Below are 10,225 nucleotides of genomic sequence, written 5' to 3'. Positions count from 1 at the left end.
AACGTCGCCTCTGGCCAGCGCCGGGCCAGCGCGAAGACGCTGCCGCCCACGCCGCAGCCGAGGTCGCGGACCCGCGACGGGGCCGCGCCCAGAAGCCGCTCGGCCTCGGCTCCGAGCAGGGTGTTGACGTGGTCCGCCGCCTCCGCGCACGTGCGCACCCCCTCGGCCCAGAGCGGGCGGTGGATGGCGAGCGCGGAGCCGCTGCCGCCGACGACGAGGAAGCGCGCCGTGCTGGCGTCGTAGTAGCGCGCGACCTCCGGGGAGGCTGCCGGCGCGGGGGAGGATGTGTCGCGGGGCAAGGCTGGAGACGTGTCCGCAGGTGGGGGCGCCGGGGTCGGCTACTCGGAGGGTTCTAGCGTTGCGGCGTGGATCATCAACCGGCGGAGCCGACGCCGCCCCGCCTTTCCCGTCGCGCCGCCCGCGCCCGGCACCAGAGCATCAGGAGCAGGAAGAAGGGCGCGACCTGAAGGTTCACGGAGGCGGCGATCAGCGCGCTCGCGAAGGGCAGCACCCATGCGAGGCACCAGAGCGCCGCGCCGCGCGCCACCTGCCGCGTGCCGAAGAGCTTCTCCGGCTCGTGGATCCAGAGCAGGAGCACGGCCTGCAGGAGCACGAGGTCGTAGACGAAGGAATAGGGCAGGATCGCGAAGGTGCCGAGCGCGATCCAGGTTAGCGTGTCGCGCAGGTCGTCCCGCCGGGGCCAGCCGTGCACCAGGAGCCAGACGGCCAGCGCGACGCCCCCGGCATGGAGCGCGTAGGCAACCTCCGTCGGGAACCCGAGGAGGCGGCCCTGCATGAACAGGGTCGGCACGAGATAGGTCAGGACGTCCTGCCACTCCTCCAGGACCCTGCGCTGGAACGGCATCGTCTCGGTGACGAAGAGCACCCAGGGCTCGGTCCCGTAGCGCCAGATCGTCGCCCCGACGAGCACGGCGAGGAACAGCGTCCCCGCCCCGATCGCGCCCCAGCGCCGCGAGGCGAGGAGCCAGGGCAGCACCACGACGCCGAGATGCGGTTTCATCGTCAGCGCCGCCCAGGCCAGACCGGCGCCGAGCGGCCGGGACGCGACCGTCGCCAGGACCGCCAGGAGGAAGAGCGCCGCGGTGAGAAACCCGTTCTGCCCCGCGAGGATGTTGAGAAGCCCCGCGGGCGAGAGGCAGGCCAGCGCGCCGAGCCACGCCGGAACGCCGCAGACCCGAAGCGCGAGGATCAGCAGGCCCGCGCCCGCGAGCGTCCAGATCAGGAGCGCCACGGGGTAGGGCAGCCGCCCGAACCCCTCGGCCAGCCACAGGAGGCTCGGCGGGTAGGACCAGTGATGGACCGAGTAGCCGGGCCCGAGCCAGGCGCGCAGGGCCTCCATGTAGGCGGCGTTGTCGAAGAGGACCGGCAGCCTGTCCTCGGCGATGATGCGGCCGGCGAGGTGCAGGTTCACGAAGTCGCGCCCGTAGATCAGGCCCGCGTCGTCGCGCCCGCCCTCGACGCCCGAAGCGTAGAGGACGAGGAGGGCGACCGACACCGCCGCCGTGGCCAGCACGACCGCGAGCGCGGCCCGGTTCGGGCGCCGCCCGGCCTCGCCCCCGGTGCGCGGCGGCGGCGTGTCGCTGGCTGCGCCCTCCGCCACCGGTCCCGGCTCAGCGCAGCGAGGCGCAGAAGTCCTGGATGCGCGTGCAGGCCTCGCGCAGGGTCTCGTCCGCAGTCGCGTAGCTGATGCGGAAGCAGGGCGAGAGGCCGAAGGCGCCCCCGAAGACCACGGCCACGCCCTTCTCCTCGAGAAGCGCCTTCGCGAAGGCTTCGTCGGTGTCGATCTTCGTGCCGCCCGCGGAGGTCTTGCCGATCAGCCCCGCAATCGAGGGATAGACGTAGAACGCGCCCTCCGGCACCGGGCAGGACATGCCCTCGATCTCGTTCAGCATCGACACCACCAGATCGCGGCGGCGGCGGAACAGCTCGTTGTTCGTCGCGATGTAGTCCTGCGGACCCTCCAGCGCCTCGACCGCCGCCCACTGGCTGACGGAGCAGGGATTCGACGTCGACTGCGACTGGATCTTGCCCATCGCCTTGATGAGCTCGACCGGCCCCGCCGCATAGCCGATCCGCCAGCCGGTCATCGCGTGGGCCTTCGAGACCCCGTTGCAGGTGAGCGTGCGGTCGTAGAGGCCGGGCTCGACCTGCGCGGGAGTGGCGAACTCGAAGCCGTCGTAGACCAGGTGCTCGTACATGTCGTCCGACATGACCCAGACATGCGGGTGGCGCATCAGCACGTCGGTCAGGCCCTTCAGCTCCTCGGCGGTGTAGCCCGCGCCCGTGGGGTTCGAGGGCGAGTTGAAGATGAACCACTTGGTCTTGGGCGTGATCGCCGCCTCGAGCTGCTCGGGCGTCAGCTTGTAGGCGGTCTGCGCCTGCGCCTCGGCGATCACCGGCGTGCCGCCCGCCAGCAGCACCATGTCGGGATAGCTCACCCAGTAGGGCGCGGGGATCACCACCTCGTCGCCGGGGTTCAGCGTGGCCATCAGCGCGTTGTAGAGGATCTGCTTGCCGCCGGTGCCGACCGAGACCTGCGCGGGCGTGTAGTCGAGGCCGTTGTCGCGCTTGAACTTGGCGCAGATCGCGCGCTTGAGTTCGGGGATGCCGTCGACGGCGGTGTATTTCGTCTTGCCCGCGTTGATGGCCGCGATCGCCGCGTCCTTGATGTTCTGCGGCGTGTCGAAGTCCGGCTCGCCCGCGCCGAGGCCGATCACGTCCTGCCCCTTGGCCTTCAGCTCCGCCGCGAGGTTCGAGACGGCGATGGTCGGCGAGGGCTTCACGCGGGAGAGCGTGTCGGAAAGGAAGGGCATGGGGTCGCTCCGGGTCTGGTCCGGTCCCCGATTTCGGGGGACAGGTTTACATGGCGTCGGCCCATGCTTAGGGTGCCCCCGCGCCGCGATCAAGCAGGCTTGACCCGAGGAGGCGACATGTCCGACACCCCCGACAACGACCCGCGCGAGACCGGCGCGGAGGGCCACTCCGACGCCGCGGAGGAGCTGCACGACCTCCATGAAACCCATGTCGAGGGCCCCGGCTGGTACGACGCCGACACGGCGACCTTCGGCGACCGGATGACCGGCGCACGCGAGGCCGCGGGCCTCAGCCAGGCCGAACTCGCCCGGCGGCTGGGCGTCAAGGTGAACACCATCCGCGCCTGGGAGAACGACCGTTCCGAGCCGCGGGCGAACCGCCTCCAGATGCTGGCGGGGATGCTCGGCGTCTCGATCATGTGGCTCCTCAACGGCGAGGGCGACGGGCTCGACGGGCCGGTGACGCACCAGGAACTGCCCGGCGACCTCGTGCAGATCCTCTCCGACATGCGCGCGCTGAAGGTCGAGCAGGCGCGGCTGGCCGAGACGACCTCGCGGCTGGAGAAGCGGCTCCGCCTCGCGCTCTCGGCGCGCACGATCTGAGGGACGCGATGACCGAGACACGCGAGACACGGCTCAAGCGGCTGCGGATGCGGGCGGGGCACCGGGGCATCAAGGAGATGGACCTGATCCTCGGCGCCTGGGCCGAGACGCATCTGGCGGACGCCGACGACGCCACGCTCGACGCCTTCGAGGCGGTGCTGGCCGAGGCCGACCAGGACCTCTACGCCTGGGTCTCGGGCCAGGCCGAGCCGCCCCGCGCGCTGGTCCCCATGCTCGACCGGATCAGGCGCGACTACGAAACCGTTCGATCTTAACGGAATTTTTCCGTTTTGCGCCCAGTCTCCGCCGCAAGACAGCGTTTCGGAGAACAGCATGAGCATGCACGCGCCCCTCGCGACGTCGGACAGGACCGGGTTCCTGGCTGGCTACATGGAATCCCTGTCGCTGGTGGAGCGCCTGCACCGTCTTCTCCTCGACGTCATCAAGGACGAGTTCGAGCGTCTCGGCATCCTCGACATCAACGCCGTGCAGGCGCTCCTCCTGTTCAACATCGGCGAGAACGAGGTGACGGCGGGCGAGCTGAAGACGCGCGGCTACTACCAGGGCTCGAACGTCAGCTACAATCTCAAGAAACTGGTCGAGATGGGCTACATGCACCACCAGCGCTGCGAGATCGACCGCCGCTCGGTCCGCGTCCGCCTGACGGAACGGGGGCGCCTGATCCGCGACACGGTGCGCGAGCTCTTCGAGCGGCACGCCGAGGGGTTGCTGCGCCAGAGCGTGCTCGAGACCGACGGCATCGACCGCGTGAACCATTCGCTGAAGCGCATCGAACGCTACTGGTCCGACCAGATCCGGTATATCTACTGAGGGGGCGGCTGAGGCCGGCCATGGACGGAACCCGGGGGAAACGCCGTCCGACATGAACCGGCGGCCGGGACACATGTTCCGCGGCCTGCGGGCACCGCCTTGATGCCGGGGCCAGGGGAGATCAGGCCCGACGCATCGATCCGCGGGCATTTCCGGCGGGTCCGTCCAGGCCGCTCTGGGACCAGGCTCCGCGGTTCCACGCTGACCCTTTCCCTGCCGGGAGGGAGGCTCCTCGGGTCCACGCACTCCCGACCCCTGCCGGGAGGGAGGCTCCTCGGTTCCACGAAGTCCCGTCCCCTGCCGGGAGGGAGGCTCTCCGGGGCCGCGTTGACCCGTGCTCTGCCGGTGCGCGGGTCTCCAGCCCGTGCCGAAGGCTCGTTCCCGCGATCCGGCCCGCCCCGGCTCAGTCCTTGCGCAGCGGCACCCCGTAGAGCTCCAGCTTGTGGCCCTTCAGCCGGTAGCCGAGCTTCTGCGCGATCTTCTCCTGCAGGGCCTCGATCTCGGGGTCGACGAACTCGATCACCTCGCCCGAATGCATGTCGATGAGGTGGTCGTGATGCTCGCGCTCGGCGTCCTCGTAGCGCGAGCGGCCGTCGCCGAATTCCAGCCGGTCGATGATCCCAGATTCCTCGAACAGCTTCACCGTCCGGTAGACTGTCGCGATCGAGATGCGCGGGTCGCGCTCGATCGAGCGGGTGTAGAGCTCCTCCACGTCGGGGTGGTCGCTCGAGGCCTCGAGCACCTGCGCGATGACGCGCCGCTGCTCGGTCATGCGCAGACCCTTCGCCTCGCAGCGCTCTTCGATCGTATCGCCCATCGCCACCTTCCGCCCTTCGGCCGTCGTCCAAAGGATTAGGGGAATCGATTGCGCGAGGAAAGACCGGGTTCCCCGCCGCGTCGTCGCCCGCCGCCTTGACAGCGGCCGCGGCCCCGGCCACTCCCGGGCGGAGAGGAGGGACAGATGCCCCGAAAGCCCCGGATCGACGCCTTCGGCGCCGCCTCCCTCACCGGATTCGCGCTCCTGCTCGGCTTCAACCAGGTGGTCATCAAGGTCACCAACGAAGGGCTTCAGCCGATCTTCTTCGCGGCGCTCCGCTCGCTCGGCGGCGCGCTGCTGATCTGGGGCTGGATCCGGTGGCGGGGCCTCGCGCTGACCCTGCCGCGCCGGACGGTGCCCGCGGGCCTCCTCATCGGGGTCGCCTTCGCCTTCGAGTTCGTCTGCCTCTTCCTCGCGCTCGACCTCACCTCGGTGACGCGCACCTCGGTCATCTTCTACACCATGCCGATGTGGCTCGCGCTGGCGGCCCATGTCCTGATCCCGGGCGAGCGGCTGACGCCGACCAAGTCCGCCGGTCTCGCGCTGGCCTTCGGCGGCGTCGTCGTGGCGCTGCTCTCGCGCGACGGCGCGGCGGGCGAGGTCTCGCTTCTGGGCGATGTCTTCGCGCTCGGCGCCGCGCTGGGCTGGGCCTCCATCGCGCTCATCGTGCGCACCACGCCGCTGAAGGAGGTGCGCCCGGAGGTGCAGCTTCTCTGGCAGCTCGCCGTCTCGACGCCGATCCTCTTCGTCGCCGCCGCCTTCTTCGGGCCCGCGTTCCGGGATCCTGCGCTGATCCACTGGGCGGGCCTCGGCTTCCAGATCGTGGCGGTCGTCTCGGCGGGGTTCCTGTTCTGGTTCTGGCTCCTGACGATCTACCCGGCCTCCTCCGTCGCGGCCTTCGCCTTCCTGTCGCCGATCTTCGGCGTGGGTCTCGGCTGGCTGCTGCTCGGCGAGAACGTGGGCCCCGGCATCCTCGTGTCGCTCGTCCTGGTCTGCGCGGGGCTGATCCTCGTGAACCGCCCGGCGCGCCCGCCCGGCTGAGGTCAGGTGCCGCAGAAGGTGCGCAGGACGCGCTCCTCGGTGCGGGGCTTGGCGGCGAGGTCCATGTCCTCCGGCGCCGGGTCGAAGGGCCGGGCCAGCGCGCGCGTCAGCCTGTGGAACGGCGCGAAGTCGCCGCCGACGGCGGCCGCGATCGCCTCCTCCACGCGGTGATTGCGCGGGATGAGGGCCGGGTTCGCGGCCTGCATCGCGGCGACGCGGTCCGCCTCCTCGCGCCCCTCGGCCGCGAGGCGCGTGCGCCAGGCCTCGAGCCAGGGCGTCAGCGCGGCGGGGTCCGTGAACTGCGCCGCCGCCGTCTCGGGCTCCGCCCCCGAGAGCGCGCGGAACGTGTTGGTGAAGTCCGCGCTCCCCGCCGCCATCCGCCCGAGGAGGTCGAGCGCGAGCTCCGCGTCGCCCTCCCGCGCCTCGGCGAGGCCGAGCTTGGCCCGCAGGACGGCGTGCCACCCGGCGTCGAAACGGTCGGCGAAGCCGTTGACGGCGGCGGTGAACTCCTCGATCGCCGCGTCCCGGTCGGGCATCAGCGGCAGGAGCGCGGTGGCGAGCTGCGCGAGGTTCCAGACCGCGATCTGCGGCTGGTTCGCATAGGCGTAGCGGCCGTACTGGTCGATGGAGGAGAACACCGTCTCGGGGTGGTACTCGTCCATGAAGGCGCAGGGGCCGTAGTCGATGGTCTCGCCGGAGATGGCCATGTTGTCGGTGTTCATCACGCCGTGGATGAAGCCCACGCCCATCCAGCGCGCCACCAGCGCCGCCTGCGCCCCGATCACGGCATCGAGGAGGCCCGCGGGCCCCTCCGCGTCCGGATAGTGGCGCGCGATGGCGTGCCCGGCCAGCGCGCCGAGCGCGTCGACGTCGCGGCGGGCGGCGAAGAACTGGAAGGTGCCGACGCGGATATGCGAGGCCGCGACGCGGGCGAAGACGGCGCCCGGCATCCGCCCCTCGCGCAGCACGATCTCGCCGGTCGTCACGGCGGCCAGCGCGCGCGTGGTGGGAATGCCCAGCGCCGCCATCGCCTCGGAGACCAGGTATTCCCGGATCACGGGGCCGAGCCAGGCGCGCCCGTCGCCCATGCGCGAATAGGGCGTGCGGCCCGCGCCCTTGAGCTGGATGTCGAAGCGCGCGCCGTCGGGCGCCACGACCTCGCCCAGCAGGATCGCCCGCCCGTCGCCGAGCTGCGGCACCCAGCCGCCGAACTGGTGCCCGGCATAGACCTGCGCCAGCGGCTCGGCGCCCTCGGGCACCCGGTTGCCGGCGAAGATGGCGGCGGTTTCGGCGGGGTCTTCGGGCAGGGTCAGGCCGAGGCGCGCGGCCAGCGCCTCGTTCACCGCGATCAGCGCGGGCGCCTCGACCGGCACCGGCGGCTGCCGCGTGTAGAAGCGGTCCGGCAGGCGGGCATAGCTGTTGTCGAAGGGGAACTGCGCGGTCATCGGGTCATCCTCGTTGCCCCTGAGTTAGTCCTCCGCACCCCCGATTGGAAGGCCGCTACAGCCGCGCGAGCCGCCCGGTCAGCAGGTCGTAGAACCCCTGCGCGTCCACGTCGCCCATGAACATGGCGTTCTTCGGCCGGTCGGTGATGCCCCACCAGTCGGCGACCGTCATCCCCCGCGTGAGGTCCGAGACCGTCTCGATCTCGACGTTGATGTGCCGCCCGGAAAACAGGCCCGGCCGCACCAGGTGCGCGATCACGCATGGGTCGTGCAGCGGCGCACCCTCCGAGCCGTATTTCTCCATGTCGAAGCGCTCGAAGAAGTCGGTCCACTCGGCCACGACGGTGCCGACCTCGGTGCCGAGGGCGCGGAACCCCTCGATGCGGGCCTGCGTCGTCAGCGCCTTGTGGGTCACGTCGAGCGGCATCACCGTCAGCGGCACGCCCGAGCGGAAGACGATCTCGGCCGCCTCGGGGTCGACGTAGATGTTGAACTCGGCCGCCGGGGTGATGTTGCCCACCTCGAAATAGGCCCCGCCCATCAGCACGATCTCCTCGACCCGTCCGACGATGTCGGGGGCGCGGGCGAAGGCCGTCGCGATGTTGGTCAGCGGCCCGAGCGGGCAGAGCGTGACGGTGCCCGAAGGCTCGGCGCGCAGCGTCTCGACGATGAAATCGACGGCATGTGCCTCCTCGAGCGCCATCGTCGGCTCGGGCAGCTCGATCCCGTCGAGGCCGGTCTTGCCGTGGACATGCTCGGCGGTGACGAGGCGCCGCTCCATCGGCGCGTCGCAGCCCGCGAAGACGCGCACGTCCCGCCGCCCCGCCAGCTCGCAGACGATGCGCGCGTTCCTCTGCGTCAGCGCCAGCGGCACGTTGCCCGCGACGGCGGTGATGCCGAGCACCTCGACCTCCTCCGGGCTCGCCAGCGCGAGCAGGATCGCGACCGCGTCGTCCTGCCCCGGGTCGGTGTCGATGATGATCCTGCGCGCCATGTGCCGCCTGTGCCCCTGCCTGTCCTGCGCCGCGAAACTGGACCGGGTTTCGCCCGGCCGCAAGCCGTGCCAGAACCTGACCCACATCAAGGTGCCGTCACGGGACGCCCCTAGGGTGTGGCGGACGAGGCCCCGGAGGCGAGCGAAAGCCCATGACGATCCTGACCGCGACGCCCTACGACGCCCTCGAGCCGGGGATGGAGGCCACCACCACCCGCCTCGTCCGGGCCGACGACCTTTATGTCTTCGCGCATGCCAGCGGCAACGTGAACCCGATGCACCTGCCGGCCTATGACGGCGACGGCGACGGCACGCCCGAGGCGGTCGCGCCCTCGGCCTGGGTCGCGGCGCTGATCTCGGGCGTGCTCGGCAACCAGCTTCCGGGGCCGGGGACGCTCTATCTCGCGCAGGAGCTCGCGTTCACCGGCCGCGCCCACGCCGGCGAGACGCTGACCGTCTCGGTGCGCGTGGAGGCGAAGGGCCCCGGCCGCGAGGTGCTGTTGTCCACCCGCGTCGACGGGCCTTCGGGCCCGGTCTGCACCGGCACCGCCCGCGTGCGCGCCCCCGACGCCGCGCGGAGCTTCGACATCACGGGCGTTCCCGGCCTGACGGTGCAGAGCCACGCGAACTTCGACCGCCTGCTCGCCCGCGCCGAGCCGCTGCCGCCCATGCCCACCGTCGTCGTCTGCCCCGAGAGCCCCGACGCGGTGATGGGCGCGATCCTCGGGCGCGACCACACGCTGATCGACCCGCTCTTCGTCGGCGCGCGCGCGAAGATCGAGGCCGCGGCGGCGGAGGCGGGCGCCGACATCGCCGGCATCGAGATCGTCGACATCCCCGACCACCGCGCCGCCGCGCTGCGCTCCGTCGCGCTGGTGCACGAGGGCCGCGCGCGGGCGGTGATGAAGGGGCACCTTCACACCGACCAGCTTCTCCACGCGATCCTGAAGAAGGAGGGCGGCCTCCGCACCAACCGCCGCCTTTCCCACGTCTTCGTCATGGACGTGCCGGGGCTCGACCATCTCCTTTTCGTCACCGACGCCGCCATCAACATCGCCCCCGATCTCGAGTGCAAGGTCTCGATCGTGCAGAACGCCATCGACCTCGCCCTCTCGCTCGGGATCGAGACGCCCAAGGTCGGCATCCTCTCGGCGGTGGAGACGGTGACGCCCTCGATCCCCTCCACGCTCGACGCCGCGATCCTCTCCAAGATGGCGGACCGGGGCCAGATCACCGGCGGCCTCGTCGACGGTCCGCTCGCCATGGACAACGCCGTGGACCTCGGCGCGGCGCGGACCAAGGGGCTGACCGGCCTCGTCGCGGGCCGGGCCGAGATCCTGGTGGCCCCGAACCTCGAGGCCGGCAACATGATCGCCAAGGAACTGACCTTCCTCGCCCATGCCGCGGCGGCGGGCGTGGTCATGGGCGCGCAGGTGCCGGTGATCCTCACGAGCCGGGCAGACGACGACCGCGCGCGCCTGGCCTCCTGCGCGGTCGCGGCGCTCTACGCCCATGACCGGGGCGTGCTCGCGGGCCTCGTCCCGTGAGCGCCGCCGTCCTGACGCTCAACGCCGGGTCCTCCTCGCTCAAGTTCGGCCTCTACGACGCGGCGGCCGAGCCGCGCGAGATCCTGCGCGGGCAGGTCGACGGCCTCGGGCCC

The 10,225-nt window shown here is 71.3% G+C and carries 10 protein-coding genes and 1 pseudogene; 5 read left to right on the top strand and 6 right to left on the bottom strand.

Going from position 1 to position 10,225, the window contains the following annotated elements:
- The 3 genes and pseudogenes from ACTS11_RS00880 to ACTS11_RS00870 form a co-directional block, all read right to left on the bottom strand.
- A pseudogene (locus tag ACTS11_RS00880) lies at nt 1–299 on the bottom strand (hypothetical protein); the annotation flags it as partial.
- 74 nt (nt 300–373) lie between these two features.
- On the bottom strand, nt 374–1,621 hold the full coding sequence (locus tag ACTS11_RS00875) for a glycosyltransferase family 87 protein (protein ID WP_442638468.1): 1,248 nt from the start codon (nt 1,619–1,621) through the stop codon (nt 374–376).
- 10 nt (nt 1,622–1,631) lie between these two features.
- Nucleotides 1,632–2,834, bottom strand: a complete 1,203-nt coding sequence (locus ACTS11_RS00870; RefSeq protein WP_442638467.1) for a pyridoxal phosphate-dependent aminotransferase — start codon at nt 2,832–2,834, stop codon at nt 1,632–1,634.
- Between the two features lie 261 nt (nt 2,835–3,095).
- Between ACTS11_RS00870 and ACTS11_RS00865 the strand changes: the two genes are divergently transcribed.
- From ACTS11_RS00865 to ACTS11_RS00855, 3 genes are read left to right on the top strand one after another with little or no spacing between them, the layout of a single operon-like run.
- Nucleotides 3,096–3,437, top strand: coding sequence for a helix-turn-helix domain-containing protein (locus ACTS11_RS00865; protein ID WP_442638469.1), 342 nt, complete (start codon nt 3,096–3,098; stop codon nt 3,435–3,437).
- A gap of 8 nt (nt 3,438–3,445) precedes the next feature.
- Entirely contained in the window at nt 3,446–3,712 is a 267-nt protein-coding gene (locus tag ACTS11_RS00860) for an FAD assembly factor SdhE (protein ID WP_442638466.1), read from the top strand.
- Between the two features lie 58 nt (nt 3,713–3,770).
- Nucleotides 3,771–4,268: a MarR family winged helix-turn-helix transcriptional regulator gene (locus ACTS11_RS00855; protein WP_442638465.1), complete on the top strand. Its 498-nt coding sequence runs from the start codon at nt 3,771–3,773 to the stop codon at nt 4,266–4,268.
- Between the two features lie 403 nt (nt 4,269–4,671).
- On the opposite strand, the gene ACTS11_RS00850 is transcribed toward ACTS11_RS00855, so the two are convergent.
- A complete protein-coding gene (locus tag ACTS11_RS00850) occupies nt 4,672–5,085 on the bottom strand; it encodes a Fur family transcriptional regulator (RefSeq protein WP_442638464.1) in 414 nt (137 codons plus the stop codon).
- Nucleotides 5,086–5,229: 144 nt separating this feature from the next.
- Here ACTS11_RS00850 and ACTS11_RS00845 point away from each other — a divergent pair, with 144 nt between their 5' ends.
- Nucleotides 5,230–6,126 carry a DMT family transporter gene (locus tag ACTS11_RS00845; protein ID WP_442638463.1) on the top strand — a complete coding sequence of 299 codons (897 nt, stop codon included), beginning with the start codon at nt 5,230–5,232 and terminating at the stop codon, nt 6,124–6,126.
- Between the two features lie 2 nt (nt 6,127–6,128).
- Here ACTS11_RS00845 and ACTS11_RS00840 read toward each other — a convergent pair whose 3' ends face one another.
- Nucleotides 6,129–7,571, bottom strand: a complete 1,443-nt coding sequence (locus ACTS11_RS00840; protein ID WP_442638462.1) for a protein adenylyltransferase SelO — start codon at nt 7,569–7,571, stop codon at nt 6,129–6,131.
- 55 nt (nt 7,572–7,626) lie between these two features.
- Nucleotides 7,627–8,565: a nucleoside hydrolase gene (locus ACTS11_RS00835; protein ID WP_442638461.1), complete on the bottom strand. Its 939-nt coding sequence runs from the start codon at nt 8,563–8,565 to the stop codon at nt 7,627–7,629.
- A gap of 152 nt (nt 8,566–8,717) precedes the next feature.
- Between ACTS11_RS00835 and ACTS11_RS00830 the strand changes: the two genes are divergently transcribed.
- Nucleotides 8,718–10,112, top strand: a complete 1,395-nt coding sequence (locus ACTS11_RS00830; protein ID WP_442638460.1) for a bifunctional enoyl-CoA hydratase/phosphate acetyltransferase — start codon at nt 8,718–8,720, stop codon at nt 10,110–10,112.
- Nucleotides 10,113–10,225 lie beyond the last annotated feature (113 nt).

This window comes from Roseicyclus sp. (genome assembly GCF_052168335.1).
GTDB lineage: Bacteria > Pseudomonadota > Alphaproteobacteria > Rhodobacterales > Rhodobacteraceae > Roseibacterium.
This window is presented reverse-complemented; position numbering and strand designations above follow the sequence as displayed.

Coding starts and splice junctions, on each gene's coding strand:
- ACTS11_RS00870 (WP_442638467.1), bottom strand. CDS start 2,834: ATGCCCTTCCTTTCCGACACGCTCTCCCGCGTGAAGCCCTCGCCGACC.
- ACTS11_RS00865 (WP_442638469.1), top strand. CDS start 3,096: ATGACCGGCGCACGCGAGGCCGCGGGCCTCAGCCAGGCCGAACTCGCC.
- ACTS11_RS00860 (WP_442638466.1), top strand. CDS start 3,446: ATGACCGAGACACGCGAGACACGGCTCAAGCGGCTGCGGATGCGGGCG.
- ACTS11_RS00855 (WP_442638465.1), top strand. CDS start 3,771: ATGAGCATGCACGCGCCCCTCGCGACGTCGGACAGGACCGGGTTCCTG.
- ACTS11_RS00850 (WP_442638464.1), bottom strand. CDS start 5,085: ATGGGCGATACGATCGAAGAGCGCTGCGAGGCGAAGGGTCTGCGCATG.
- ACTS11_RS00845 (WP_442638463.1), top strand. CDS start 5,230: ATGCCCCGAAAGCCCCGGATCGACGCCTTCGGCGCCGCCTCCCTCACC.
- ACTS11_RS00840 (WP_442638462.1), bottom strand. CDS start 7,571: ATGACCGCGCAGTTCCCCTTCGACAACAGCTATGCCCGCCTGCCGGAC.
- ACTS11_RS00835 (WP_442638461.1), bottom strand. CDS start 8,565: ATGGCGCGCAGGATCATCATCGACACCGACCCGGGGCAGGACGACGCG.
- ACTS11_RS00830 (WP_442638460.1), top strand. CDS start 8,718: ATGACGATCCTGACCGCGACGCCCTACGACGCCCTCGAGCCGGGGATG.